The sequence below is a fragment of the Stenotrophomonas sp. GW821-FHT01H02A genome (assembly GCF_059422145.1).
Genome location: NZ_JBWKWI010000001.1, coordinates 72,884 through 99,174, shown reverse-complemented (window position 1 = coordinate 99,174; position 26,291 = coordinate 72,884). Strand labels below are relative to the sequence as shown.

Annotated in this window: 27 protein-coding genes; 9 read left to right on the top strand and 18 right to left on the bottom strand. The window is 67.1% G+C overall.

The window, feature by feature from the left end:
• The 3 genes from AC07WC_RS00470 to AC07WC_RS00460 are packed head-to-tail and all read right to left on the bottom strand — an operon-like array spanning nt 1 to nt 1,308.
• Nucleotides 1–411 carry a VOC family protein gene (locus AC07WC_RS00470; protein ID WP_495208315.1) on the bottom strand — a complete coding sequence of 137 codons (411 nt, stop codon included), beginning with the start codon at nt 409–411 and terminating at the stop codon, nt 1–3.
• Nucleotides 412–438: 27 nt separating this feature from the next.
• A complete protein-coding gene (locus AC07WC_RS00465) occupies nt 439–861 on the bottom strand; it encodes a VOC family protein (protein WP_495208314.1) in 423 nt (140 codons plus the stop codon).
• A 27-nt stretch (nt 862–888) separates the two neighbouring features.
• Complete coding sequence (locus AC07WC_RS00460; RefSeq protein WP_495208313.1) at nt 889–1,308, bottom strand: YciI family protein; 420 nt, start codon at nt 1,306–1,308, stop codon at nt 889–891.
• 189 nt (nt 1,309–1,497) lie between these two features.
• Here AC07WC_RS00460 and AC07WC_RS00455 point away from each other — a divergent pair, with 189 nt between their 5' ends.
• Complete coding sequence (locus AC07WC_RS00455) at nt 1,498–1,872, top strand: YciI family protein (RefSeq protein ID WP_495208312.1); 375 nt, start codon at nt 1,498–1,500, stop codon at nt 1,870–1,872.
• Between the two features lie 6 nt (nt 1,873–1,878).
• On the opposite strand, the gene AC07WC_RS00450 is transcribed toward AC07WC_RS00455, so the two are convergent.
• Entirely contained in the window at nt 1,879–3,957 is a 2,079-nt protein-coding gene (locus AC07WC_RS00450) for a gluconolaconase (RefSeq protein WP_495208311.1), read from the bottom strand.
• A 145-nt stretch (nt 3,958–4,102) separates the two neighbouring features.
• On the opposite strand from AC07WC_RS00450, the gene AC07WC_RS00445 reads away from it, so the two are divergent.
• Complete coding sequence (locus tag AC07WC_RS00445) at nt 4,103–5,629, top strand: hypothetical protein (RefSeq protein WP_495208310.1); 1,527 nt, start codon at nt 4,103–4,105, stop codon at nt 5,627–5,629.
• A 9-nt stretch (nt 5,630–5,638) separates the two neighbouring features.
• On the opposite strand, the gene AC07WC_RS00440 is transcribed toward AC07WC_RS00445, so the two are convergent.
• A complete protein-coding gene (locus AC07WC_RS00440) occupies nt 5,639–6,412 on the bottom strand; it encodes a lytic transglycosylase domain-containing protein (RefSeq protein WP_495208309.1) in 774 nt (257 codons plus the stop codon).
• A gap of 104 nt (nt 6,413–6,516) precedes the next feature.
• Complete coding sequence (gene cycA / locus AC07WC_RS00435; RefSeq protein WP_495208308.1) at nt 6,517–7,896, bottom strand: D-serine/D-alanine/glycine transporter; 1,380 nt, start codon at nt 7,894–7,896, stop codon at nt 6,517–6,519.
• A 283-nt stretch (nt 7,897–8,179) separates the two neighbouring features.
• Between cycA and AC07WC_RS00430 the strand changes: the two genes are divergently transcribed.
• On the top strand, nt 8,180–9,784 hold the full coding sequence (locus AC07WC_RS00430; RefSeq protein WP_495208307.1) for an EAL domain-containing protein: 1,605 nt from the start codon (nt 8,180–8,182) through the stop codon (nt 9,782–9,784).
• A gap of 9 nt (nt 9,785–9,793) precedes the next feature.
• On the opposite strand, the gene AC07WC_RS00425 is transcribed toward AC07WC_RS00430, so the two are convergent.
• Nucleotides 9,794–10,768 (bottom strand): polysaccharide deacetylase family protein, encoded by a 975-nt coding sequence (locus AC07WC_RS00425; RefSeq protein WP_495208306.1) that lies wholly within the window; start codon nt 10,766–10,768, stop codon nt 9,794–9,796.
• 79 nt (nt 10,769–10,847) lie between these two features.
• Nucleotides 10,848–12,050, bottom strand: coding sequence for an MFS transporter (locus AC07WC_RS00420; RefSeq protein WP_495208305.1), 1,203 nt, complete (start codon nt 12,048–12,050; stop codon nt 10,848–10,850).
• Nucleotides 12,051–12,356: 306 nt separating this feature from the next.
• Here AC07WC_RS00420 and AC07WC_RS00415 point away from each other — a divergent pair, with 306 nt between their 5' ends.
• A complete protein-coding gene (locus tag AC07WC_RS00415; protein ID WP_495208304.1) occupies nt 12,357–13,259 on the top strand; it encodes a LysR family transcriptional regulator in 903 nt (300 codons plus the stop codon).
• Between the two features lie 175 nt (nt 13,260–13,434).
• Nucleotides 13,435–15,045 carry an ABC-F family ATP-binding cassette domain-containing protein gene (locus tag AC07WC_RS00410; protein ID WP_495208303.1) on the top strand — a complete coding sequence of 537 codons (1,611 nt, stop codon included), beginning with the start codon at nt 13,435–13,437 and terminating at the stop codon, nt 15,043–15,045.
• Between the two features lie 10 nt (nt 15,046–15,055).
• Here AC07WC_RS00410 and AC07WC_RS00405 read toward each other — a convergent pair whose 3' ends face one another.
• On the bottom strand, nt 15,056–16,384 hold the full coding sequence (locus AC07WC_RS00405) for a GTP-binding protein (RefSeq protein ID WP_495208302.1): 1,329 nt from the start codon (nt 16,382–16,384) through the stop codon (nt 15,056–15,058).
• Nucleotides 16,385–16,454: 70 nt separating this feature from the next.
• Between AC07WC_RS00405 and AC07WC_RS00400 the strand changes: the two genes are divergently transcribed.
• Nucleotides 16,455–16,826 carry a MerC domain-containing protein gene (locus AC07WC_RS00400; RefSeq protein ID WP_495208301.1) on the top strand — a complete coding sequence of 124 codons (372 nt, stop codon included), beginning with the start codon at nt 16,455–16,457 and terminating at the stop codon, nt 16,824–16,826.
• Nucleotides 16,827–16,848: 22 nt separating this feature from the next.
• Here the strand turns inward: AC07WC_RS00400 and AC07WC_RS00395 are convergent, their stop codons facing one another.
• On the bottom strand, nt 16,849–17,124 hold the full coding sequence (locus tag AC07WC_RS00395) for a metal-sensing transcriptional repressor (protein ID WP_495208300.1): 276 nt from the start codon (nt 17,122–17,124) through the stop codon (nt 16,849–16,851).
• A gap of 51 nt (nt 17,125–17,175) precedes the next feature.
• Here AC07WC_RS00395 and dmeF point away from each other — a divergent pair, with 51 nt between their 5' ends.
• Nucleotides 17,176–18,216: a CDF family Co(II)/Ni(II) efflux transporter DmeF gene (dmeF, locus tag AC07WC_RS00390; protein ID WP_495208299.1), complete on the top strand. Its 1,041-nt coding sequence runs from the start codon at nt 17,176–17,178 to the stop codon at nt 18,214–18,216.
• Nucleotides 18,217–18,237: 21 nt separating this feature from the next.
• Here the strand turns inward: dmeF and AC07WC_RS00385 are convergent, their stop codons facing one another.
• Nucleotides 18,238–18,522 (bottom strand): hypothetical protein, encoded by a 285-nt coding sequence (locus AC07WC_RS00385; RefSeq protein ID WP_495208298.1) that lies wholly within the window; start codon nt 18,520–18,522, stop codon nt 18,238–18,240.
• Between the two features lie 175 nt (nt 18,523–18,697).
• Here AC07WC_RS00385 and AC07WC_RS00380 point away from each other — a divergent pair, with 175 nt between their 5' ends.
• Nucleotides 18,698–19,117, top strand: a complete 420-nt coding sequence (locus tag AC07WC_RS00380; protein ID WP_495208297.1) for a hypothetical protein — start codon at nt 18,698–18,700, stop codon at nt 19,115–19,117.
• A 146-nt stretch (nt 19,118–19,263) separates the two neighbouring features.
• Here AC07WC_RS00380 and AC07WC_RS00375 read toward each other — a convergent pair whose 3' ends face one another.
• Entirely contained in the window at nt 19,264–19,749 is a 486-nt protein-coding gene (locus AC07WC_RS00375; protein WP_495208296.1) for an REP-associated tyrosine transposase, read from the bottom strand.
• 192 nt (nt 19,750–19,941) lie between these two features.
• On the opposite strand from AC07WC_RS00375, the gene AC07WC_RS00370 reads away from it, so the two are divergent.
• Nucleotides 19,942–20,784, top strand: coding sequence for a class I SAM-dependent methyltransferase (locus AC07WC_RS00370; RefSeq protein ID WP_495208295.1), 843 nt, complete (start codon nt 19,942–19,944; stop codon nt 20,782–20,784).
• Between the two features lie 12 nt (nt 20,785–20,796).
• Here the strand turns inward: AC07WC_RS00370 and AC07WC_RS00365 are convergent, their stop codons facing one another.
• The 6 genes from AC07WC_RS00365 to AC07WC_RS00340 form a co-directional block, all read right to left on the bottom strand.
• Complete coding sequence (locus AC07WC_RS00365) at nt 20,797–20,973, bottom strand: hypothetical protein (protein ID WP_495208294.1); 177 nt, start codon at nt 20,971–20,973, stop codon at nt 20,797–20,799.
• Between the two features lie 114 nt (nt 20,974–21,087).
• Nucleotides 21,088–21,900 (bottom strand): alpha/beta fold hydrolase, encoded by an 813-nt coding sequence (locus tag AC07WC_RS00360; RefSeq protein ID WP_495208293.1) that lies wholly within the window; start codon nt 21,898–21,900, stop codon nt 21,088–21,090.
• A gap of 504 nt (nt 21,901–22,404) precedes the next feature.
• Nucleotides 22,405–22,731, bottom strand: coding sequence for a hypothetical protein (locus AC07WC_RS00355; protein ID WP_495208292.1), 327 nt, complete (start codon nt 22,729–22,731; stop codon nt 22,405–22,407).
• A gap of 176 nt (nt 22,732–22,907) precedes the next feature.
• The gene (locus AC07WC_RS00350; protein ID WP_495208291.1) at nt 22,908–24,047 is read right to left on the bottom strand and encodes a YncE family protein; all 1,140 of its coding nucleotides are present in this window, start codon (nt 24,045–24,047) and stop codon (nt 22,908–22,910) included.
• Between the two features lie 326 nt (nt 24,048–24,373).
• Nucleotides 24,374–24,559 (bottom strand): SymE family type I addiction module toxin, encoded by a 186-nt coding sequence (locus AC07WC_RS00345; protein ID WP_495208290.1) that lies wholly within the window; start codon nt 24,557–24,559, stop codon nt 24,374–24,376.
• Nucleotides 24,560–25,273: 714 nt separating this feature from the next.
• Nucleotides 25,274–26,212, bottom strand: coding sequence for an HNH endonuclease (locus tag AC07WC_RS00340; RefSeq protein ID WP_495208289.1), 939 nt, complete (start codon nt 26,210–26,212; stop codon nt 25,274–25,276).
• Between the last annotated feature and the right edge of the window lie 79 nt (nt 26,213–26,291).

Below are 26,291 nucleotides of genomic sequence, written 5' to 3'. Positions count from 1 at the left end.
TCACCCCGGTTCGCCGTCCATGTGCGCGATCTCCCACAGGTGCCCATCCAGGTCCTGGAAGCCCCGCTGGTACATGAAACCGTAATCGCGCGCCGGCTGCGGCTCGCGGGCACCGGCCTTCAGCGCCTTGTCCACCAGCCCGTCGACCGCCTGGCGGCTCTGCGCGGACAGGCAGGTGATCACCTCGGTCTGACGGCGCGCATCACTGATCGGCTGGGTCGTGAACTGTGCGAAGAACGTCTCCACCAGCAACATCACGAAGATGCTGTCGCTGATGATCATGCAGGCTGCGTTCTCATTGGTGAAGGTCGGGTTGAAGGTGTATCCCAGGGCGGCGAAGAACGTCTTGGACGCCTCCAGGTCGCGCACCGGGAGGTTGACGAAGATCATCTGCTGCGTAGCGTTGGTCATGTGGATGGTTCCTGTTGTACGAAAGAATCAGGGCTGCTTCATGCAGTTGACCATCCACGGCTTGCCGTAACGGTCGATCAGGAAGCCCCAACGATGGGCCCAGAAGGTTTCGGTGATCGGCATCTTGATCTCGCCCCCGTCGGCGAGCGCCTTGAACACGCGTTCGGCCTCCTCGATCGAGTCGACATCGATGTTGATCGTGGTGCTGCCCTGCCCATCGGGAGACGGGCCGTCGGCGGCCATCAGGATCGCCGACCCCACTTCCAGCTGGCTGTGCGCGACATGGTCCAGTGTCTCCGGCGGCATCTCGCCACAGCCCTCCTGGCTTTCCATGGGGGGCATGTCGCGGTACTTCATCTCCGAGGTGACCTTGCCGCCAAGTACCTGCGCGTAGAAGGCCATGGCCTCATGGGTCTTGCCGTTGAAGCCGAGGAACGGAATCAGTTTCATGGGAATGCTCCAGGGATGCGGGGTGGATTAGTCGGCAGCGCCGATCTGGTCGCGCAGACGCTGTTCCTGCGCCTGTAATTCGGGGGTGAAGGCCGCGCCGAAATCCTCGGCACTGAGGATCGGCCGCAGCTCGACCACATCGCCGGCGGCGAACGGCGCGCGCTTGAGCCACTCGGTGGCCTCGTCCAGCGAGCGCACCTGCCACAGCCAGAACCCGCAGACCAGCTCGCGGGTTTCGGCGAACGGGCCGTCGATCACCCGCGCCGCTTCGCTACTGAAGGCCACGCGGCGTGCGCGCGAGGTCGGGTGCAGGCCCTCGCCAGCCAGCATGATGCCGGCCTGGACCAGCTGCTCGTTGTAGGCGCCCATGGCGCGGATCTCCTGCTCGGTGGGCAGTTGACCGGCCTCGGTGGCCGCTGTTGCCTTGACCAGTACCATGACTTTCACGGAGTGCTCCTGTAGGCCAGCCCGGAACCCGGGCCGTTCACTGGATACAACGTGCCAAGGGGACGGAAATCGACACGGCCGACGAATTATTTTTTCATCGCTGAACAGGGCCGCGCTGCGGCGCTGCAACACGCCACGGCCGCGGGCTGGGGCATCATGCGGATTCCCCCGCCCACCCCTGGTCCGGCCATGCAATTTCTTCTGCTGATCTATATCGACGAGGGCCTGTTGCAGGCCGTGCCCGGCGACGAGTACGACCGCCTGATGCACGACTGCCTGCAGCACGCCGACCGGTTGCAGGCCGAGGGCACGCTGGTGCTGGCCCAGAAGCTGGAGCCGGTGGACAGCGCACGCACGCTGCGGGTGCGCCAGGGCCAGACCCGCATCACCGACGGTCCGTTCGCCGAGACCCACGAACTGCTGGCCGGGTTCAACCTGATCAACGCCCCCGACCACGCCGAGGCGATGCGCATCGCGCAGCAGTTCCCGTGGTCGCGCTTCGGCAGCATCGAGGTGCGCCCCTTGGCCGACATGGACGCCGAGCGCGCGCGCGTCGGCGCCTGACGCGGCTCAGGGCAGCAAGGTGATCTTCAGATCGCGCGGGCCGATCGCTTCGTTGCCACTGTAGTCGCGCGCACTGGCCCGCAGCACGTACTCACCGGCCGGCAACGCATCCGGTTGCCAGCGGCCGGTCTCGACCAACCCATCGCGCACGGTATTGGTGACCAGATAGCGGAACCGGGTGACCGCGCTGCCATGCACGGTGATGCCGCTGTCCGGCGCGTAGGCCACGCGCGTGGCGCTGTCTTCGCGCGGCATCCGGTTGAACACGATGGTGTAGCGCGGCTGCTCGTAGCCGGCCAGCGGCTGGCCCTGCGCATCCAGTACCTGGTAGCCGACCTGGTACAGCCCCAGCCGTCGCCGCGGCAGATTGCGGTCCACCTGGTCCCACGCCTCCACCACGATCTGCACGCCCGGGCCCTCGCGCGGGATCGCGACGCGTCCGTCGGCACCCGGCGTGATCGGCTGGTCCAGATCGTCCAGCACGGCGACCTCGGTGACGCGTGGCGCGAACGCATCGGCGTAACCGGTGAAGCCCAGCGCCACCGCATTGCGCTCGAAGCCGCTGGCGCCCACGCTCAGGTGGACATGCGCCATCCGGTTGATGCTGCCCAGCGTTTCACCGGCGGCGAAACGGGTGCCGCGACGCACGCGGATGCGTTCGAGCTTGCCGTCCTCGCCGAACACCTGCTGCCAGCGCGGATCGAACGGACGATCGCGCGGGTCGCGGCCGACCTTCATGTGGATGTACTTGAGCCGGCCCAGCGAGAGGCCTTCGGCCTGGCCGCCGACCGACCACGCCGCGAACGGCGTATCGACCTTGCCATCGGCGATCGCCAACACCGGCTGGCCGACATCGCCGCGGATGTCGAACCCACCATGCAGATGGTGCCGGCTCTCGCCTTTGAAGTCCCCGCGCACTTCACCCAGCGTCCCAACCACTTCGTGCCACCCGTCCTGCGGGGCCAGTGGCCATCGGCCGCCGGTCTCGGGCAATGGCGCATCCGGCGCCGGGCCGATCAGTGCCGGCGGCGCAGGCTGGCCCGCGGCCAGCGCACGCAGCCGGTGCACACGGTAGGACGCGGCGTCGGCCAGATACAGCCCGCCGTCGGCATCCAGCGCGAGCGCGCTCGGCCGCGCAAAGCGTGGCTGCGGTGGCACACCCGCCAGTGCCAGCTGATGGCCCTGGGCCGAAATCTGTACCACCTTGCCATTGATGTCGCTGGCGTAGACCACTCCGTCATGGGTCACCGCCAGCGCCAGCGGGCCACTGAGCAGGCCACCATCGCCGACGCGGGTGCTGAGCGTGCCATCCGGGGCGAGCTGGCGGATCGCGTTGTTGAACAGATCGGCGATCAGCAGGTTGCCGTGCGGATCCAGTGCCAGCGCCACCGGCGTATCCAGGCGGGTGGCCGCATCGATGCCATCGACCAGGCCGGGGCGCTCGCCACCGGCGACGGTCTGCACCCGTCCATCGGGTTCAATCACACGGATGCGGTCGTTATAGGTATCGGCCACGTAGACACGGCCAGCCGGATCGACGGCCACCCCCATCGGCCCATCGAAGCGCGCCTGCGCGACCGGGCCATCGACGAACCCACGCTGGCCATCGCCGGCCAGCGTGCTCACCGTGCCGTCCACCGCGATACGACGGATGACATGGTTCCCGGTATCGGCAACGTAGAGGTTGCCGACTGCATCCAGCGCGAGACCGGACGGCGTATTGAACTGCGCCTGCAGGGCGGCGCCATCGCGCCAGCCCTCGCCCTGCCCGGCCAGAGTGTCCACACGACCGTCGGGATGCAGGCGGCGGATGCGGTTGTTGTCACCGGCATCGGCGATGTAGACCACGCCGCGCGCGTCAACCGCCAGTCCGTACGGATCGGCGAAGCGTGCCTGGGTGCCGGGACCTTCGGCGCTGCCGCCGATCCCGTCGCCGGCGATGCTGTCGATACGCGGCGACCAGCCCAGCACGGTGGGCGGCGGACCTGGCGGCGAGGCGGGCATCGTTGGTTCACGCAGGAAGGTCCATGCCAGCACCGCAGCGGTAGCCACCGCGATCATCCCTGCCCATGCGTAGCGTCCCATTGCCATCCTTGTGGTTCGAAGGGCACGACGATAAAGGCTGCCTGCCCGTCTGCAAACCCTGCCGGGTGGATCGTATGCGCAATGCTTGTGCCGCCCCGCCCTGCCGGGTTCCAATCAGGGCCCACGCCACGGAAGGACGGCCCGCATGCTGCAGCTGCCAAGACACCGCATCGCCCTGTTGATCGCACTGGCACTGGCCGGTGCCGCACCGGTGCAGGCCACGGTGGATACCCGCGCGCCTGCCGGCAACCCGCAGGTGCAAGCGCTGCAGGACACACTCGACGAGGCCATTCAACAAGGCGACCAGGGCGACACGCTGGGTGCACTGATCGCATTCGAGCGGCTGCTGGCGGAGCCTGCGCTGGTGGGCATTCCGGAGACCGACCGGATCGAGGCCTATGTGATGGCCGGCTGGATGGCGCTGGAGAGTCGCCAGTACCCGACGGCGCGCACGTATCTGGACCGCGCGCGGCAATTGGCACCCGATGAGCCCCGCGTGCTTTACCTGCTGGGCGCGCTGGATGGCGAAGACGGCCGCCATGTGGACAGTGTGCGCCTGATCACCCGCTCGCTGCAGTTGTCCGGCCAGTTCCTGCCCCAGGTCAGCATCCCCATGGCCGGGTCACTGGGCCAGCAGCTGCGGGGCCACGACAGAGAGTTCCGCGAATTCCTGCAGATCCTGTTCGATCGAGGTTGGAAGCCGGAGGATATCGAACCCACCCATTTCTGGACGCAGCTGGCGATCCTGCAGATCGACAGCGGCCAGGACGAGCGCGTCGCTGCGACCCTGGAACGGATCGATGGACCGATGGCGATCCTGGCGCTGCGCGTGGACAAGCGCTTTGATCGCTTCATCGACCGGGACAGCCCACGCTTCGATCCGGTGCAGGCCGCGCAGCGTGATCTCGACACACTGCGCGTGGGCACGCTGCTGGCACCGGAGGAAAGCGCCAAACTGGTGGAGATGAGCCAAACGCTGCTGGCGCTGGGGCGGCATGAGGAGGTGCTTGCGCTGACCGACCGCATCGCCAGCGCAGCGGCCGATACCCGCCTGCCGCGCAGCTTCGAGCGGTCCGGTGACATCGCCTGGCTGCTCAACCACCGCGCCATTGCACAGCGCCGCCTTGGCGATGCGGATGCTGGACTGGCTACGCTGGAGACCGCCGCTGCCTTCCACGAGGAGGGCGTGACCAACATCAGCCAGCGCTTGAACCTGGCCGCGTGGCAGGCCTCGCTGCTGCAGCCGCGCGCGGCGCTGGACAGCATCGACAGGGCCGGCAGCTACCTCAGTCCCTATGGCGAGGCCGTGCAGCAATGGGTGCGCTTCATTGCATCACGCCAGCTTGGCGACACCGAGCAGGCAGCCCGCGCCCAGCGCTGGTTGAACGATCATCAGGAGATCGCCGACGGCTACGTGGTGGAAACCCTGCTTGAGGACAATGCCCTGGACCAGGCCGCCGCCCAGTTGATCGCGCGCCTGCAGTCCACCGAGCACCGCAGCGAGGCACTGATGTCCATGCAGCACCTGCTGACCGTGCCTTCGCTGCCCGGCGACGCCGAGCGCGATCGGCGCTGGCGGCAGGTGGTCGGTCGCACGGATGTGCAGGCCGCACTCAACCGCGTCGGCCGCAGCGAGCGCCACGCCCTGTTCGGCCCGGGGTCGTCGCGCTGAGGCAGCGGCCTACTTGGCCGGCGTCTCCAGCTTGAACCCCATCGCCTCGCGATAGCGCACATACAGCGCACTGACCTTCTCCACGTAGGCCAGGGTCTCGGCGTACGGCGGCACGCCCTTGTAGCGCGTCACCGCGCCGATGCCGGCGTTGTACGCCGCGGCCGCGAGCACGCGGTCGCCTTTGTAGCGGTGCAGCAAGGCCTTCATGTAACGCGCGCCGCCGCTGATCGACTGCTCGGCTGAAAGCGGATCGGCCACGCCGTACTCGGTGGCGGTATCGGGCATCAGCTGCATCACGCCCTGCGCGCCCTTGGGCGAGATCGCGCCGGCATCGAAGCCGCTTTCGGCGTGGGCGATCGCACGCAGCCAAGCATCGTCCACCCCGGTGGCCTTGGCCGCGGCCTTGAACTGCTTGGCATGCCGGTTCAACTGCGGCGTGCCGACCTTGCCGAGCCCCTCGTGCGCCGGTTCACCCGGTGGGGTGGCGACGGTGAACTTCAGGAACACACGCGAGCCGGGCAGATTGCGGGTGGAGTAGACCAGCGCGCCGTCCTGTTCGCGCTCATACAGGGTGCCGCTGAAGACGCCCATGTTGCCCCACAGGTTGGGGGTCTGCACGGCGTTGTCGTCGATCTGCTGCGGGGTGCACCTGGAGCCCGGCTCGGGTGCGGTAGCCAGGCTGACCGTGTTGCTCTGCACGCAGCGATAGACCGTGCGCGCCGATGCCTGGCCAGGCAACAGCAACGACAACAGGGCCAACGCGGCAGGCAGGGTCGGATGCATCGGGCTCGGATCGTGGGCACGGAAGGGTGCGGCGCGATGATCCGGCCAGGGGCGCGAACCGAAGGTGAATACCGGGCCTGCACGACGGCAGGCCCGGCGCTGACTCAGTGGCGGCGGGCCAGCAGGCGCTTGCCGGCGTAGCCCAGGCCGAGCAGGGCGAACCACAGCGGGCTGATCGCCAGCGCGTACAACGTATCCGGCTGCAGGGTCAGCAGCACCAGCACGAAGGCGAAGAAGGCCAGGCACACGCCGCACATCACCACGCCACCGGGCATCTTGAACGCCGAGGCGGCGTGCAGCTGCGGGCGCTTGCGGCGATACACGATGTAGGAGCACAGGATCAGCGACCACACGAACATGAACAACACCGCGGCCAGCGTGGTGACCAGGGTGAAGGCGGTGACCAGGTTCGGGATCAGGTAGATCAGCATCGCACCCAGCAGCAGGCAGATGCAGGAGAACAGCAGCCCCAGGGCCGGCACCGCCGCGCGCGACAGCCGCCGGAACGCACTGGGTGCGTGCCCCTCTTCGGCCAGGCCGTACATCATCCGGCTGGTCGAGAAGATGCCGCTGTTGGCCGACGAGGTCGCCGAGGTCAGCACCACGAAGTTGATCAGGCTGGCCGCGGCGGGAATGCCGGCCAGCACGAACAACTCCACGAACGGGCTCTTGCCGGGCACCACCTCACGCCACGGGGTGACGGCCATGATCGCGATCAGCGCCAGCACGTAGAACACCAGGATGCGCACCGGGATCGAATTGATCGCCTTGGGCAGATTGCGCTCCGGATCGGCGGTCTCGGCGGCGGTGGTACCGACCAGTTCGATGCCGACGAAGGCGAACACCGCGATCTGGAAGCCGGCGAAGAAGCCGGCCATGCCCATCGGGAACACGCCACCGTCGTTCCACAGGTTGGAGAACGAAGCCACGTGGCCGGAGGGTGCGGTAAAGCCCCAGGCCACCAGCCCGAAGCCGGTGATGATCAACGCACAGATCGCGATGATCTTGATCAGCGCGAACCAGAATTCCATTTCGCCGAACAGCTTGACCGTGACCAGGTTGAGGCTGAGCAGCAACACCACGCACAGCAGCGCCGGTTTCCATGCCTCCAGCCCGGGGAACCAGAACTGCGCGTAGGCCGCGATGGCGATCACATCGGCAATGGCGGTGATGATCCAGCAGAACCAGTACGTCCACCCGCAGAAGAACCCGGCCCACGGTCCGAGCAGGTCGGTGGAAAAGTCGATGAAGGACTTGTACTGCAGGTTGGAGAGCAGCAGCTCACCCATCGCGCGCATGACGAAGAACAACATCGCACCGATGATCAGGTAGACCAGCACGATGGACGGGCCGGCCAGGCTGATGGTCTTGCCCGAGCCCATGAACAGACCGGTGCCGATCGCACCGCCGATGGCGATCAGCTGCAGATGGCGGTTGGAGAGGCTGCGCCGGAGGTGTTCCGGCGGGGCGGCAGGATCAGTCATGGGGCAGCGTCGGCAGGGGCGAAGCGTCCGAACATAGACCTCTGCGAGCCGTTGCGCCAGTCGTCTTCGCGGCCGTTCGCAGGGCTGCGGGGGTGCCCTGCCCGACGCGATCGAATGACGGAATCGCCGTGATCTGGAGCCGGGAATCGCGACAAGGCTGCGCTGCTCGCGCCCGGCGGTTCCAATCCGTGCCCGCTGATGGTCATATAGGGCTCCCGGGCCACGCGGGGGCAGGACCGCCCGCTGCCGTGAACCCCTTCCCCGCCAGGGCATCGAGGTCTGCTTGAACCGCGCCAGGATCATTGCCGCCACCGTAGTGCTTGCCCTGCTCGGCGCCCTGGTGCCGATCGCCACCGTGTTCTATTTCACCTGGAGCCGCGCCAGCGAGTCCGAGCAGGTGCGGCTGCAGACCACCGCCGAGCGCACCCTGCAGCGCGCGCACCGTGCCTACGAGACGGCGCTGACCACCCTGCACGAGCTCAACCAGAGCACGCTGGTGCCCTGCTCACCCGAGCACCTGCAGCTGATGCGCAGCCTGGTGATGCGCACGCACTCGGCCGAGCAGATCGGGTACTTCGACAACGGCCGCCTGGTCTGCACGTCCTGGGGCCCGATGGAGGCGGAGATCATCCAGCGCCCGCCGGCCTATGTCACCGCCGAGGGCGCCGGCGTCTCGCTGGACATCCGGCCGCTTGCCGGCACCCCGCAGCAGCCCCTGCTGGCCCTGCAACTGGGCCGCTACGACATCCTCATGGACCCGGCGCGGCTGATCGACGTGATCGTCGACCCCAACGTGCGCCTGGCGGTGGCCAGCCCCGATGGGCGCCTGATCGCCCAGCAGGACATCCCCGACGACGCCCTGCTGCGCCGCCTGCTGCGTGAGCCGGCCAGCGGCCTGGAAGGCCAGACGCTCTATGCCAGCGCGCAGGACCAGGAGTGGCTGGCGATCGCCATGGCACCGCGCACCGACCTGGTCGCCGCGTTCCGCCACCAGATCGGGCAGTTCATCCCGCTGGGCGTGCTCGGCGCGCTGGCGATGATCGGCGGCGTGGTCTGGCTGTCGCGGCGGCGGCTGTCGCTGCGTGGCGAGCTGGCCACGGCGGTGCGCCGGCGTGAGTTCTTCATGCACTACCAGCCGATCATCGAGCTGGACACCGGCATCTGCGTGGGGGCCGAATCCCTGGTGCGCTGGCGCCGTCCCGACGGCACGCTGGTGCGGCCGGACCTGTTCATTCCGCTGGCCGAAGAGGCCGGCCTGATCGAGGCCTTGACCGACCAGGTCATCGACCACGTGATCACCGACATGCGCGAGCTGCTGGTGCAGGACCGTACCGCGCACATCGCGATCAACCTGTCGGCCCAGGATGTCAGCAGCGGCCGGGCGCTGAAGGTGCTGTCCAGCAAACTGCATGGCACCGGCATCCACCCGCAGCAGATCTGGCTGGAGGCGACCGAGCGCGGCTTCATCGACGTCCGCCGCGCGCGCACCAGCCTGGCCAATGCACGGCGCATGGGGCACTGCGTGGCGATCGACGATTTCGGCGTCGGCTATTCCAGCCTGCAGTACCTGCAGCAGTTGCCGCTGGATGCGTTGAAGATCGACAAATCGTTCATCGATGCGATCGGCACCGACAGCGCCACCAGCCCGGTCACCTCGCACATCATCGACATGGCCAAGACGCTGGGCCTGTTCACCGTCGCCGAGGGCGTGGAAACCCCGGCACAGCTGGCCTATCTGCAGGCACGCCAGGTGGAATTCGGGCAGGGCTGGCTGTTCTCCAAGGCACTGGCCCCGGCCGAGTTCATCGCCTTCCACCAGCAGCGCAAGCAGCAGTACGGGCAAGCCCGCGAAGACATGCAGAACCCGAACAGCGACACCGCGGCCTGAGCCGTCGCGTCATTCCGCGTCGAGTCCGGCCAGCGTCATCACCCAGGCTGGAACCGGCGGCTCGCCCGCGTAGAAGGCCGTCGGCTTGTGCTCGGCCATCGCCCAGCGCTGGATCCAGCTGATGCCACCGGCGCCGTTGTAGCCATCGGCATGCTGATAGGCCGGATCCTGCAGTGCCGCCTCCAGCGAAACGAAACGATAGCCGCGCCGGCGGGTGGCCGCGACCAGTTCCTCCACGCAGTCCGCACTGAGCGCGTTGGCGTGGATCAGCCACACCTGTGCGGGCAACCGGCCCAGCAGCTGCTGGCCCTGCTGCTCGTAGTAGTCAAGCTTGTTGAGCATGTACGGCACGTAGCCACGGCGCAGCTGGCGCAGGCGGGCCTCACGCACGACCGGGTCGGTGTCGGTATCGCGCACATGATCGTAGGCGAACGCCCAGATCCATTCGCTGTTGTCGACCGTAACCGGCGCGACCCGGTAGCCATGCTGCTGCAGGAATGCCCCGAGCGCGGCACGTTCCTGCGGCGACTGCCCCGCACGCAGGTAGGGATGCCGGAACCAGCGCGGTGCCCGCCCGATCTCGGCCAGCAATGGCCGCAACGTCACCTCGCCGCGCAGGATGTCCTGCTCGTAGGCGGCCAGCCCGATCGCATGCAGATCGACATGCCCGAAGGTGTGGTTGCCCAGTTCGAAACCGGCATCGCGCCAGTCGCGCAGCATCTGCACCCGCGCCGGTTGCACCTGTCCATCCACCTCGAGTTTGACCTCGTTGACGAAACCCACCACCGGCACGTCGGCCCGCTTCAGGGCCGCGATCAGCTGCGCATGCCGGGCGGCGAGTTCCGGCTCGGCGCGTTCGTCCAGCCGTTGCCAGGGCAGATCGTCGATGGTCAGCGCAATGCGCCGATCCGGCTCGGCCGCGTGTGCGATACCGGCCAGGCACAGCAATGCCAGCACGCCACTTAGAAGGACTCCGTTACGCACCTGCTGCTCCCATCGCGATACCCGACCCCAGCATAGCGCCGGGCATCGCGACCGGGCTTGCCGTGCGCGGCGACTGGGCTCAGTGCACGCTGGGTGCCCAGGCGCGCGGCTGGCGCAGCACCACCCCCAGCGTAGCCAGCAACAGCACCAGCAGCACCGCCGGCAACCAGCGCTCGCCCACGGTTTCCAGCATCACGCCGCCGAGGATGCCGGCCAGCGCGATGGCCAGGTTCCAGCCGGTGACCACGAACGACTGCGCGATGTCGCCGGCCTCGTCGGCACGGCGTGCCACCGCCGTCTGGAACTGCGTGGCGACGCCCCCGAAGGACACGCCCCACACCACCGTGCCGAGCACCAGCACCCACGGCGAGCCGGGCCACAGCCCGAAGGCCACGGCCGACAACGCAAACGCCACGGTGCTGGCGATCACCAGTTCGCGCAGCCAGCGATCCACCAGCAACCCGGTGATCCAGATGCCGACCAGCGCGGCCACGCCGAACACCAGCAGCAGGCGATCCAGCCACGCCGCCGCGCCGGACAGCGCCGCGAACGGTTCGATGTAGGTATAGAGCACGTTGTGCGCCAGCACGTACAGGAACATCGTGAGCAGCGCGGTACGCATGCCGCGCAGCCGCAGCACCTTGCCCAACGGCTGCTGCGCTGCCGCGCCCGGGGCTGGCAGCGGCGGCAGCGCCAGCCGCGCCCACACCAGCAGGCCGACGCTGAGCAGCGACATCAATCCGAACGCCCAGCGCCAACCGATGGTCTGGCCGAGCAGCGTGCCGGCCGGGATGCCCAGCGACAGGGCCAGCGGCGTGCCGACCATCGCCACCGCGATCGCCCGGCCCTGCAGCTGCGGCACCACCATGCGGCTGGCATAGCCGGCCACCAGCGACCACAGCAGGCCCGCACTGATGCCGGCGCAGAAGCGCGCCACCAGCATCACCCCGTAGTGGTGGCTCAGCGCGGTGATGGTGTTGACCACCACGAACCCGGCGATCGCGGTGAGCAGCAGCGGGCGGCGCGGCCAGCGCCGGGTCAGCGCGGTCATCGGCAAGGCGGCCACCAGAGAACCCAGTGCGTAGATGGTGACCAGCTGCCCGACCAGCGCGCGGCTCACGCCGAGATCGGCGCTCATCGGCGACAGCAACCCAGCCGGCAGCGCCTCGGTGAGGATGGTGATGAAGCCCGCGCAGGCCAGTGCCAGCAGCCCGCCCAGCGGCAATCGGGTCGCGGCATCGGGCAGCGGCACCGCGGTGGTATCGACCGCGTGCCCGCTCATGGCTGCACCGGCGTAGCTACCGCATCCGGCAGGCGCGTGGGATCGATGAGGTCAGGGAGGGAGGACATGGGGGTGCCGGGAAGTGAGGGAGCGCCACGGTAGGCCGTGAACGCGCACCGAAACAGCGGGGTGCCGCTCCGCACATTCCGGACCCTGGCGTCCCCAATCGTCGAAGCGCCCTCCCCGCAAGCGCTCGCACGGGAAACGCCCCCGCGCACCGCAGCGTTGCGGGCCAATGCCTGCACGCCTGCCCCCACGAGGCCTGCCGACCGCTACAGTGCCCGCTTTCCCCCGGTGCCAGTCCCCATGTCAGCCTTGGACAACCTCGGCAACCTGCAGACCTTCGTGCAGGTCGCCGACACCCGCAGCTTCGTCGAAACCGGCCGCATGCTCGGCATCTCCGCCTCGGCCGCCGGCAAGACCGTGTCGCGGTTGGAGCAGGCACTGGGCGTGCGGCTGTTCCACCGCAGCACCCGCAGCATCACCCTCACCGCCGAAGGCGAGCGCTTCCTGGTGCGCTGCCGGCGCATCCTCGACGAGCGCGACGCCGCCCGTGACGAGCTGGTGCAGCAGACCGAAGCGCCGACCGGCGTGCTGCGGGTGAGCCTGCCGCTGGTCGGCGATATCTCGCTGCCGCTGCTGACCGAGTTCATGGCCGCCTATCCGGGCATCCGCCTGGAGCTGGACTTCGATGACCGCCTGGTGGATGTGATCGAGGAAGGCTTCGATGCCGTGCTGCGGGTCAGCGAGCCGACCGACTCGCGCCTCAGCGCCCGTCAGCTCGGCGTGTTCCCGCGCTATCTGGTGGCCTCGCCGGACTACCTGGCCCGCCGCGGCACCCCGCGGGTGCCCGAGGACCTGCTGCAGCACGACTGCCTGCACTACCGCTTCCCCAGCAGCGGCAAGCTGGAGCCGTGGCCGCTGCCGCAGACCCCGGGGGCCGCGCCGCTGGCCCTGCCGGTCTCGATGGTCAGCAATACGATCGAAGCGCGGCTGGCCTTCGCGATGGCCGGGCGCGGCATCGCCTACATCCCCGAGCACTCGGTGCGCGAGGCGCTGGCCGACGGCCGCCTGCAGCGGGTGATGGCCGACCGCATCCATGCCTGTGGCACGTTCTACCTGCTGTGGCCCTCGGGCCGCCACGTGCTGCCCAAGCTGCGGGTGTTCATCGATTTCATCAGCGCGCGGCTGACCGGCGTGAGCTGCTGAGCAGGCGGCGTTCATCGGCCTGCGGCCGGGCGGTTCTATACTGGCCGCGCGGCAGCCAGCCGCCTTTGTTGCCGAGGTAGGCCTACATGCGCCATTGATGCCGCCGTCGTCTGACGGCCAGTCTCCACCCGCCTGATCTGCAGGAGGGGAGTCTTTGGCATCCAATGGAGGTCGCATGACCGCATTCGCTCTCACGCTCGATCGCGTGACGCATACCCTGCCTGACGGCCGGGTCCTGTTTTCCGAACTGTCCGCCGCGTTCGACGGCACCCCGACCGGTCTGGTCGGGCGCAACGGCGTGGGCAAAAGCGTGCTCGCACGTCTGCTCAGCGGGGATCTCGCGCCCACCTCCGGCCGCATCCTGCGCAGTGGGCCGGTGCACCTGCTCAGCCAACACAGCGGCGTACCCGAGGGCCGGATCGCCGACCTTGCCGGGGTCGGCGCGGTGCTCGATGCCCTGCTCCGCATCGAAGCCGGCAGCATCGATCCCGACGATTTCAGCTGCGTGGGTGAGCGCTGGGATCTGCGCGAGCAGCTGCAGGCACAGTGGCACCTGCTCGGGTTGCCCGCGCTGGATCCCCTGCAGCCGGCGGCCACGCTCAGTGGTGGCCAGGCGATGCAGGTCGCACTGGCCGGTGCGTTCCTGTCCGGTGCCGAGGGGCTGATCCTGGACGAGCCCAGCAACCACCTCGACGCCGACCATCGCGAGCGCCTGCTTGAAGCGCTGCAGCGCTGGCACGGCGGCCTGATCGTGATCAGCCACGACCGCACACTGCTGCGGCAGATGGCGCGGATCGTCGAGCTGTCCCCCGGCGGACTGCGCCAGTACGGCGGCAACTACGACCACTACGCCGGACAGAAGCAGGACGAGCGGCGCAGTGCGGACGCCCAGCTGGCCCTGCGCAAGCGCGAGCGTCGCCAGCAGCAGGATGAGCAGCGCGATCAGCGCGAGCGCATGGCGCACCGGCAGGCGCGTGCCACGCGCGAGGCGCGCACCGCCAACCAGGCGCCGATCCTGCTGGGTGGCATGAAGAACCGCAGCGAACACAGCGCCGGCCGCTGGCAGGCGCAGCAGAACGAGCGCCGCACCGAACTGGATGCGCGGGTACGCGAGGCCGCCAGCGAGGTGGAGCAGGACATCGAGATTGCCCTGCTCGCGCCGGTGATCCATCAGCCCGGACCGCAGCGCGTGGCCGAGCTGATCGGCGCCGAACTGCCATGGGTGCGGGCACCGTGGAAGACGCTGGATCTCACCGTGCAGCGCGGGCAGCGGATCGGCGTGCAGGGACGCAACGGCAGCGGCAAATCCACGCTGCTGCAGGTGTTGGCGGGCACGCTGTCGCCGCTGTCGGGGCAGGTCGAGGTGGCGGCCAGTGTCGCCCTGCTCGATCAGTCACTCACGCTGCTGCCGTACGACGTCTCGGCCTTGTCACTGCTGCAGCGCGCGCATCCATTGGCCAGCGAAGGCATCCTGCGCACGCAGCTTGCCCTGCTCGGCCTGGATGCCGAGCGCAGCCTGCGGCCCGTGGCCACGCTCAGCGGCGGCGAGCGGTTGAAGGCGGCGCTGGCGTCGGTGCTGTATGCGCAGACGCCGCCGCAACTGCTGCTGCTCGATGAACCCGGCAATCACCTCGACCTGCCTTCGCTGACCGCGCTGGAGCAGATGCTGAGCCAGTACACCGGCACGTTGATGATCGTCTCGCACGACAGTGCGCTGCTGGAGACGGTTGGCCTGACCCACACCCTGCGCGCAACCGAAGAGGGGTGGCGCCTGACGCCGGTGTAACGCCGCGCGGCTACGTGCGCGCCCACGCCGGAAAGGCATCCGGCAGCAGCTGCCACAGCAGCGGCCCGGCGCGCAGTTCCTCATCGTTGAGCAGGCAGGCATCCAGCTCGGCGCGCACCGCGTGCTCGTCCATCGCCACCCCTATCACCGCCAGCTCCTGGCGGCGATCGCCCCACCAGGGATGCCACAGCCTGCGCATGGCCTGGTACTCGCCGGCATCGCCGACCTGTTCCACGCTGGGCATCGGCGCCGTCCAGCACGCGGCCTGCTGGCGCGCCCAGCCGATGTCCGTATAGGGCACGCGCGTGGGTGGCAGCACCGGCGCGGTATTTTCCAGGCCGGCCTCCATGCGCTCGCGCGAGGCGTACCAGAAGCCCGCGGCCGAGGTCTGCGTGGCAGCACCCACGCTGGAGAGCTCGCCCACCCAGTCCATGCGGTTGGCCAGCCAGAAGAAGCCCTTGCTGCGGATCACGCTGCCCAGCCCGGTCTCCAGCAAGTGCGCGAAGCGCTGCGGATGGAACGGCCGGCGCGAGCGGTAGACGAAGCTGGTGATGCCGTATTCCTCGGTCTCCGGCGTGTGCTGCCCACGCAGCGCCTGCATCCAGCCGGGCGCCAACTGCGCTTTGACGAAATCGTAGCGGCCGGTATCAAGCACCTCGTGCAGCGGTACGTTGCCGCGTTCGGACAGCACCAGCCGTGCCTCACGGTTCATCGCACGCAGCACGGCGAGCGTGGACTGCAACGTGTCGTCGTCGATCAGATCGCACTTGCTCACCACGATCACGTTGGCGAACTCGATCTGCTCGGCGAGCAGGTTCACCACCCCGCGCTCGTCATCCTCACCGGCCTGCTGGCCGCGGTCGATCAGCCGGTCGCTTGAGCCGAAATCGTGCAGGAAACGCGCGCCATCGACCACCGTCACCAGCGTATCCAGCCGCGCGATGTCGCTGAGGCTGAAGCCTTCCTCATCGCGCACCGAGAAGGTCGCCGCGACCGGCATCGGCTCGGCGATCCCGGTCGATTCGATCAGCAGGTAATCGTAGCGCCCCTCCGCCGCGAGCCGGCGCACCTCCTGCAGCAGGTCATCGCGCAGCGTGCAGCAGATGCAGCCGTTGCTGAACTCCACCAGCGTCTCCTCGGTGCGGCTGAGCGCGGCGCCCCCCTCGCGCACCAGCTGCGCATCGACGTTGATCTCGCTCATGTCGTTGACGATCACCGCCACCCGACGGCCCTCGCGGTTGCGCAGCAGCTGATTGAGCAGGGTGGTCTTGCCGGCGCCCAGGAAGCCGGACAGCACGGTCACCGGCAGACGCGAATCAAAGGAGGCAGAGGCAGTCATGGCAGAGCAGGTCAGGAAGGGGAATGAAATGTTACTATATAACATTCACTGACCAAGGCTCCCACGCCCCATGAAGCGATCCTCTGCCCTGTTGGATGCCGGCGCCATCGCGCTGTCCGGCCTATGCCTGCTGCACTGCCTGGCGCTGCCGCTGCTCGCGGCGATGCTCCCGCTGATGGGCGTGTGGGCCCAGGCCGAGTGGGTGCATGCCCTGTTCGTGGCCATCGCCGCGCCAGTGACCGGCTTCGCGTTGTGGCGCGCCCACCGCCAGCATCGCCTACCCGTACTGGCGATGGCCGGCGCGGCGGTCGGGCTGCTGTTGCTGCTGGCCGGTGCGATGGGCTGGCCGAGCCACGACGCCGAAACCCCGATGACCGTGGTCGGCAGCCTGCTGCTGGCCAGCACCCATGTGTGGAACGCCTGGCGGCGGCACCGGCACTGAGCCGGCGTGCGCACTGCGCCGCTTACTTGCCGTAGGCGCGCAGCAGCTTGACCAGCACCTGCGCCTCGGCCGCGCGCTCGGCCGGATCGTCCGGCCCGACCACGTGCTCCTGCAGATGCTCGTCCAACAGCGCCATCAACAGCGCGTGCGCGGCGCCACGCACCGCCGAGGCCTGCATCAGGACATCGGTGCAATCGGCCTCGGCCGCCTGCAGGGAGGCTTCGAGCGCGGCGACCTGCCCGGCCATGCGGCGGACCCGGGCCAGCAGCGGCTTGCGGTGGTGTTGAACGTGCGACATGGGGCCGGAGCATATACCCTATGGGGGTATATTCCAATATCCGGATTCCCCATGGTCCTAAGCGCTGCCGCCGACGCCCGCCGCCACACCCATCGCTTCGACGATGGCAATCCCCTCGCCGAGCGCAGCACGCAGCGCGCGCTCTGGCTGACCGCCGTGATGATGGTCGTGGAGATCATCGGCGGCTGGTGGTTCAACTCCATGGCCGTGCTCGCCGACGGCTGGCACATGAGCTCACATGCGCTGGCGCTGGGCCTGTCCGTGTTCGCCTACGGATTCGCCCGCCGCCACGCGCACGACCACCGCTTCACCTTCGGCACCTGGAAGGTCGAGATCCTGGCCGGCTATACCAGCGCCATCGCCCTGCTCGGCGTGGCCCTGTTGATGGCCGTGCAGTCCGGGCAGCGCCTGTTCGTGCCCAGCGCCATCCACTACAACGAAGCCATCGCGATCGCGGTGGTCGGGCTGGCGGTCAATCTGCTGTGCGCGTGGTGGCTGCGCGATAACCACGATCATGGGCACCACCATCATGGGCATGGGCATGGGCATGCCAACGCGCACGGACACAGACATGGGAATGACCATGGCAGTCACGGCGGACACGGCGGTCACGCAGAGCACCCTGGCCACGCTCATGCCGCGACCGGCCCCCAGGACCTGAACCTGCGCTCGGCCTACCTGCACGTCATCGCCGACGCCGCCACGTCGGTGCTCGCGATTGCCGCACTGATCGGCGGCAAGGTCTGGGGCGCGGCGTGGCTGGACCCGGTGATGGGGCTGGTCGGCGCCGTGCTGGTCACGGTCTGGGCGATCGGCCTGCTGCGCGATACCAGCCGCGTGCTGCTCGATGCACAGATGGACGCCCCGGTGGTGGCGGAGGTGCGTGAGGTGATCGAACAGGGGCCATGGTCGGCGCAGCTGTCCGACCTGCACGTGTGGCAGGTCGGCCGCGGCAAGTATGCGGTGGTGGCCAGCCTGGTCAGTGCCGACCCGCTCAGCGCCGATCAGATCCGCGAAGCCCTAGCCGTGCATGAGGAGCTGGTGCACGTGACGGTGGAAGTACACCGGCTGGATGCCGCGCTGCCGGCCTGATCAACGCACCCCGGTAACACCTCAGTGCTTGAACATCATCCCGACCAGGAACAGCACCAGCGGCGCCGCACTGAGCACCGCACCGACGATGCCCAGCCACGGCCAGCGCTCCTGCCGCACGCGTGAGCCCACCGTGGCGATCAGGCCCACGGCCGCTGAAGCGAGTACGCCGATCGAGACACCGGTGGTGCTGGCGCCCGCGGTGACCCCGTGGTTGGCGGCCGAGGCGATATGCGCGGCGGCCGCACCCACGGGGAGGCCGAGGAAGCTGACCAGGCCGAGCAGCGGCAGTCGTTGAGCCGACATCGGGACGCCCGACGGTGAGCGCGGCGCTTGCGGAGAGTCTGGCGGCACGAGGTATCTCCTGAGAATCGCGTCACCGTACACCATCGCCCGCGGGCGACAGGGCACGGGGCGCGCAGACGGCATCTTTCCACGCCGTGCTGGACAATGCCCCGACACCCGCCGCCAAGGATCTGCCATGCGCGTACTGCCCAGCCTGCTCTTCCTGTCGCCGCTGCTGTTGACCGGCTGCGGCACGGACAACAGCGCCGGCGTGTTCTCCTCCGATCCGTTGCTCGGCTGCTACGCCACCCACGCGCGCAAGCCGGCCGAATTCCGCATCGAGCAGCAGAACGGCCAGTACTACGTGTCCTTCAACCGCGACGAGCAATGGCAGCGTGACGCCACGCCGCTGCAGGAATCCAGCCGCGCCGAGATCGCCCAGTTCTTCCGCGACGATGCGGATCAGATCAACAAGGCCCTGGTGCGCCCCGGTGGTGGCTTCGGCATCTTCAAGTTCAACCCGGGCGCCACGCTCAAGGGCAAGGCCAAGGACAGCGACTACATGGCGCTGGTCCTGATCGGCGCCGGCCCGGTGTTTCCGGTGAAGTGCCCGTGACCGGCAACGTCTTCCGGCCCCGCCCACCGGGCCACTGATACGGGCGGCGACCGACCGCACGCCCGCACCGGTGGCCCGGCCCGCGACACCCATCCCCAAGATCCCCGCCCGCAGTCGTACACAGGCGGGAGCCCCATCCCCAGACTTCAACATGGCGCCTCCGGCTCGCGGCGGCCGCGATGGATCGAGCTGTACGGCCATTGCGTAGCATCCCTCACGTGCCCGTGCTTGACCGGATTCTGGTGCACATAGGCCACGTGGCGCTGCAGATCCTCGGCGTCGACGATCCGGTGTTCGCGGAAGCCGTTGTGCCACAGCGGCCGCAGGCTGCGATCGCGCCGCAGTTGCAGCCGTGGGTCGGCCATCGGCAGCTGCCGGTCGAAGATCGCCTGGACCTGCGCCCAGCGCCGGTGCCCCTCCTCATCGCCCTCCGGCAATGTCCACACCCCATGCAGGTGGTCCGGCAGCACCACGATCGCGTTGATCCGGAACGGCCGCGCCTGCTGCGCCACCCGGAACGCCAGCCGCAGGGTCTGCGCCTGTTCCACCAGCAGGCTGCTGCTGCGATCGCGCAGGTGCGCGCTGAAGAAGTAGGCGGTGCCGGTTGGCCAGAGGAGGTGGTCGTAGGACATGGCTACAGTATCCAAAGCGGCCGGCCCCTCCACGATCAGCGCACACCCCGTGCGCACCTCGGAGAGCGGCGCATGCTCGGGTCGGTCTCCCGTCCTGAACGGGGTGTATGAGGGCCGGCCAAGGGCATCTCAGGTACGATGCCCACCCCTGACTGCCATGCCGTCTGGCGCTCGCGCCGCGGCTTAGATCCCGTGCCCCATTACATTGGCCCCCTGCTGACCCGCCCGCTCGCCGAGAGCCTGATCCGTGCCCGCGATGCCGGCGCCGGCGACTGGACCGGCTCGCTCGACCTCGGCCGCTCCACCGGCACCGCCACGCTGGCGGCCGATTACTGGCAGTGGAAGGGCGAGACCTACGCCTATCCCGGCAAGACCAAGGACCGCACCCTGTACTACTGGGACGGCGAGGAGTTCCTGGCGGTCTCGCGCTTCGGCTCGGCGCTGATCAAACTGGTGCCGACCGACTGGGACGCGCCGACCTTCGAGATCGACGGCATCAAGATGCTGCCGAGCGCGCAGGTCTCCCCGTTCGAGGATGCCCGTCGCAAGGTCGCGCTGATCGCGCCGGCTGGCAAGACGGTGTTGGATACCTGCGGCGGCCTGGGCTATTTCGCCGCGTGCTGCCTCGAAGGTGGGGTCACCCGTATCCGCTCGTTCGAGAAGAACCCGGATGTGCTGTGGCTGCGCACGCTCAACCCGTGGTCACCCGATCCGGACGCAGAGAGCAGCGGCGGCCGCTTGGCACTGAGCCAGGGTGATGTGTCGCAGGAGATCGAAGGGCTGGAGACCGCCTCAGTCGACGCGATCCTGCACGACCCGCCGCGCTTCGGCATCGCCGGCGAGCTGTACTCACAGGTGTTCTACGACCAGCTCGCACGCGTCATCCGTAAGGGCGGCCGCATGTTCCACTACACCGGTGCGCCGAACAAGCTGACCAGTGGCCGCGATGTCCCGCGCGAGGTCGCCAAGCGGCTGGAAAAGGCGGGCTTCAAGGCCGAGCTGGCGATGGATGGCGTGCTCGCGGTCAAGCGCTGAGCAGGGGGCTGGTCAACTGCCGCATGGCAGTTTGGCCGCCCACATGTTGTCGACCAGATTGGGGTAGCGCCGCCCGTTTTCCTCGGCGCGCTGACGTGCCGCATCCTTCTGCGCCTCGGAGAGCGGCTGCGACTTCTTCTTCCCGTTGGGACTGGGCTTCTTCCAGGGCGGTGTCTGGGACTGACGCATGGACGGTCTCGTGTGGGCTGGCGCTATAGCTTTGGTGCGCGGGGACAGCGTACAAGAACGCCCGACACGTGAGCTCAACGTGCCGGGCGCGTACAGCGCATAACAACCTACGGCTTACTTCTTCAGGAAGTCCAGCAGCGCCTTGTTGAACGCATCGGCATGGCTGGCATTGCAACCGTGCGGCGCGTCCTTCAACACCACCACTTCACTACCCGCGATGGCCGCATGGGTGCGCTTGCCCGAGCCCTCGAACGGCACCGTGCCGTCGCTGTCACCGTGCAGCACCAGGGTCGGGACAGTGACCTTCTTCAGGTCGCCGCGGAAATCGGTCGTCCCGAAGGCCTTCATGCAGCCCAGCGCCGCGGTCTGATCGGACTGCTGGCAGAGCTTGATGGCGGCCTGGCGCTCTTCCTCGCTGACCTTGAGCTCGCCGTTGGCGCTGAAGAAATCCTTGGTGAAGCCATCGAAGAACGTGTCGCGGTCCTTCTCCAGGCCTTCGCGCATTTCATCGGCCTTTTCCTGGGTCAGCGGGCCCTCGGGGTTATCGCTGGTCTTGAGCATGTACGGCGGCACCGCCGAGGCGAACACCACGCTGTGCAGGCGCGATTCGCCATGATTGGCGACATAGCGCGCCACTTCACCACCGCCCATCGAGAAGCCGACCAAGGTGGCGTCCTTCAGATCGAGATCCTCGAGAACACCGGCCAGATCGTTGGCAAGTGTGTCGTACTCGTAGCCGTCGGCCGGCTTCTCCGAGCGCCCAAAACCACGGCGGTCGTACGCCACCACGCGATAGCCCGCATCGCGCAGCGCGGGGACCTGGGCCTTCCACGATTCGGCCGACAGCGGCCAGCCATGGATCAGCACCACCGGGCGGCCGGTACCACCGGAATCTTCAACGTGCAGGCGAACGCGCGAAGCAGCCATGGGAACTCCTTGGAGCGATGGGGAAGGAAGGTTCGATCCTAGGGAGAGGGGGTTGGGTGAGCCGTGAAAGAAATCGGCAGGGCGCTGACGTGGCGTGCACAGGGCTGACTGGTACCAGCCGGGGCATTCAGCGGTGACAGGGAGGAATCGGGCCACGATCTCAGGATCTGCGACACCTCAGGACGATAGTTGCGATGGGGCATCGTCGAGGGTGGGAGCCGGTACATGGATTGTCATGAGATCACGCCGGAGGCTGCTGCCGGCACGCCAACCGGGCTGCCCGGTTCTCCAGGGGGCGCTTGCTGCGGGCTGGCCGTCACCCTGCTGCTGCATGGCCTGGGTGGGCACCCTGCATCCCGAGCGGCGCTGAGCGCTGCACTGCGGCAGACCCCATTGACCGAGCGTTGTGCGAGCTGCGCCAGCTATGTGTTGCTTCGTGGCCGTGCGGTTCCGTAGACAAGGCGTCGCACAGCGAGGCGTCTCAGAAAGTGCTCATGCCACGATTCATTGACGTTGGTCGTCAAATCCCATCTGACGACGCACCGTCGACGCAATGGGCAGGTCCGCCGGAGAATCCGAGTACCCCACGATCTCCAGGCCGGTAATCCGGCCGTTGAGGCCAAAGACAAGCACGCCCACCTCTTCCCCGCTGGATGTCTCGCCGATTGCGTCGGCAACCACCTCGGCGATCTCTCCCGCTCCTAGGAGCTTGAAGTCGACGGATGCGCAACCGCAGCCACAACGGCTGACTACGTTAAGGGATTCCAGATTTTCCAATGAAGGGAGCTGTATGCCTTCCACCGGCGCGGACTGCACAGCGCGCCTGACCACGTCTGTCTCGTGCGTCGAGATACGTCTAACTGCCATCCTTGATCTGTTCATGCGTACGAATACCGCGGGCGTCGCGCCAGTCTCGCATCATGGCCTACGCGGGAACAGTCCATCCAATGCAACGCAAAAGAAACCGGCCGCCCCAGGCGGCCGGTCCCTGTTCCAGCGGCAGTGCGTTACAGCGCAATGCGGGCAACAGACTCTTCGCTGCCCTTCGGCTCGCTGTCACCGTTCTTGACGGTCACGTACAGCACGTTCTTCTTGGCATCCAGCGCCAGGCTGTTCGGATGCGTCGGCACCGCGTACGTCGCCACCTGCTTGTAGGTGTCGCTGTTGTATGCGGTGACGGTGCCGCCATCGCGGTTGGTCACGTACAGGCGCTTGCGTGGTGCATCCAGCAGGATGCCCAGCGGGCCGGCATCGGTCGGGATGCTGGCCAGTTCCTTGCCGCTGGTACGGTCCAGCACCAACACACGCTGGCCCGGGTGCTTCGATTCGAAGCCCGAGCTGCTGGCCTGGTACTTGCGGATCATCTCCGAGCCCTGGTCGGTCACGAACAGGCGCTTGCCAGCCGGATCCAGCGCGATGTTCATCGGCTGCTCCGCACTGACCTTGAAGCGCTGCTCGACCTTGCCGCTGTCGGTGCCGACGGTGACGACCTCGGCCAGCAGGTTGGAGGTGTAGACGCGCTTGGCCTTGGCATCCAGTGCCAGACCCGGCGCCTTGGCGTTGCCCAGACCCGGAATGGTGTTGATGACCTTCAGCGACTGCGTGTCCACTACGAACAGCACGCTGCCCTCACCCGAATGACCGGTGACGTACAGGCGGTTGTTGGCGCCATCGACGACCAGCTCGCGCAGATCGTGGGTGTAGGCGGCCTTGCCATCCTTGCCGACCTTCTTCTCCATCAACTGCACGATGCCGACCGACTTGTTTGTAGCGGTGTCGACCACGGTAACCGAGGTATCGACGGTGTTGCCGACGTACAGGCGGTTGTTGGCGTCGTCCAGCACCACACCGAACGCCTTGCGCTCCAGCGGGATGGCGGTTTCGACGGCCAGGGTATCCGGGTTCAGGCGCAGGACCTGGGAGGGACCAGCGGCATCACCGAAGCCGCCCGAGGAGGCGACGAAGACGGCGTTCTGCTTGGGGCTGAAGGCCAGCTCATAGAGACCCTGGGCGATGGCTTTGCGCTGAACGGCGGTTGTGCTGGCGGACGCGTTGGTCTGGTCAGCGGCAAACGCGGACGGCGCGCCAAGGCTCAGGGAGATGGCGAAGGCCAGAGCGGCCGAGCGGATTACGGAATTGCGGTACATGCGAGCTTCCTTGAAGGGGCACGGGAGGGTGTCCTGGCTCGCTGGGCCGTACGTGTGACGGCCGGCCCCGCATCTGTCTGCGCTGGGTGGGCTGGCTGGGTTTGCGGGGGGAATGTTAGCAGGATGAGCTGCGGGTATGGCGTGCACCGCTACGATCAACACCTACAAGCCCGGGACGCGTGTCTACCAACCCTCTGTCATCACTAGTTTCCCCTGCTCCAGACCAAACGGCATCACGTACAACCCAAATTTAGCTTCAAAAGCGAATACGGGCAGGCCCTGAGAGAACCCGATATACAACGAATACACGTCGTTGGGCGCGGCGCTCAGCATGTGCGGCGCTGCAATTTGCGGTGGAACTTCTTGACCACCGGCACGGGCCGCTGCACCACCGTAAGGGTGATGATGCCGTGCGTGGCCTCCACCTTCAGGCGGGCGCCTACGTCGAAGCTGAGCTTGTCCAGCCAGCGGCCGCGCAGCTTGAGGTAGGGACAATCTCGGTGGGACCGCACTCTTCGCGGTCGGGGTACGTCTGCGCGCCTACGCGGTAGCTGCGTGCGGGGCGGGCGTAGGGCTTGCGCTTGGGGCGCGCGTCATCGGGTTCGTCTTCCCACGGCGTCAACATGTTGGACCTCCTGCAGGGCTGGCCCTTGCCGGGATGGCAAGGGCGTCGGGAGGTTAGAAACCGTCTAGTAGCAACCGGCGGGCGTATTTCCACGAGGGTGTTGTATTAGCCACCCTCCCGACAAATAGACGTCCAACATTTTGCTACTAGAAGAGTTTCTACGCTCCGATGAACACCATGCGCGTTGGTGCGGAGGATGGGAAATCGCTTGTTCCTGTTGATCTGGCGGGTGTTGGTTGGCTGCGCCTACGGTGCGACGCAACTGGCCCGGTTCAGTCGCAGGCCTTGGGACGGGGTGGCGGCATCCTCTCTGGCCTATCGGGAGGACCACAGATGACCAGGATTGACGGGGATTGGCTTAAGGCATTCGACGAGGCCATGTTGGGCTTCTTCGCTATCGACCATGCGGATGCGGGCATGGATCAATGCCTGTTGGAGTGCTACTCGGACTTGCCGGCCAGGGAGGCTGCGTTGGCGTTTGGGGAGGACTATGAGCTCTGTCGGGTGGATAGGTTCTGGCCGCCACCAAATCTGGTGCTCAGCAGCTGAGTGCTATCCGGTTTCCTCGTCATCAGCTCCAAACGAGTGATCGATCTAGCTATCAGGCGTCAAGGGCTTTCTGGAAAACCAGGTCTCGGTGGTACTCCATATATGGGCGCTGTTGCGGGCTAAGCTGCTTCATACTGCCGTCGATGCGCGAGACCCATGCCAGACGGACCTGATCCGGCAGAAGCTGGCTGATCCGTACACGGCCATCATCTTCGAATGTCAGGTAACCCTTGTCGAACAGACGATCGATATGTGGCGCAAGTAATAGTCCATTATTACCATCGAGGCGCTCGATATTGTCACTCTTAGACCACGGCTTTATGTGGCTTGCAATCAGAAAACGTTCATCTTGAATTCCAGTCACTCTACAGGAGAGCTCGACTTCGGCCACCCGGGACCTAAAAAGGCCTTGACCTATTCTTGACTGGATAATCTGACTGCGTTGAGTGACGTTCAATTCTCCGTCGGCGAGCAGATTAGAGATTGCGGAGCTATCACTCAGATGACCAGCTTTGCTGGCCGAGGCCACGATAGCCTGCGCCTCAGGCCCAAGCAGAGCAACTAAAACGTTCGCCAGCGACTCTGAAACTGCGGCAAGGTACACACCCTGATTGCCGTTGCCATTCTGTTGCAGTGGTGAGTACCTTGCTGGAAGGTGCGGCAGGAGCTCCTGCATGAAGTTCTTTGGTCGGACTGGTTTAGGCAGCTTATGGAAGGTGGTGGGGACAAACCAGCCGTCCAAGCTCCACGTCCCGCCTGCACTTCCGAACTCCGCAGGCTTGGGTGCAGAAACATGGTTCGCATCCACGATCCCGATAGCCTTGATGTAAGTGTCCGAGAAGGAAAACACTGTGTCACCGGGCGAGACCAGCATCATGTTGTCGTAGAAGACATTACGCCGGTTGTCCGCTGTACGCTTAGGCGACCACAGGTAGCTGCCGTGGACCTCGTGTCTGTAGGTCAAGTTCTGGTTCACCCACCAGTACTTCATCCGTCTACCACTCCAATGGAAGCGCGCCTATCAGCGCTACGTCGCGATAGTACCGCTCTATTGGAAGTTACGAAATAGG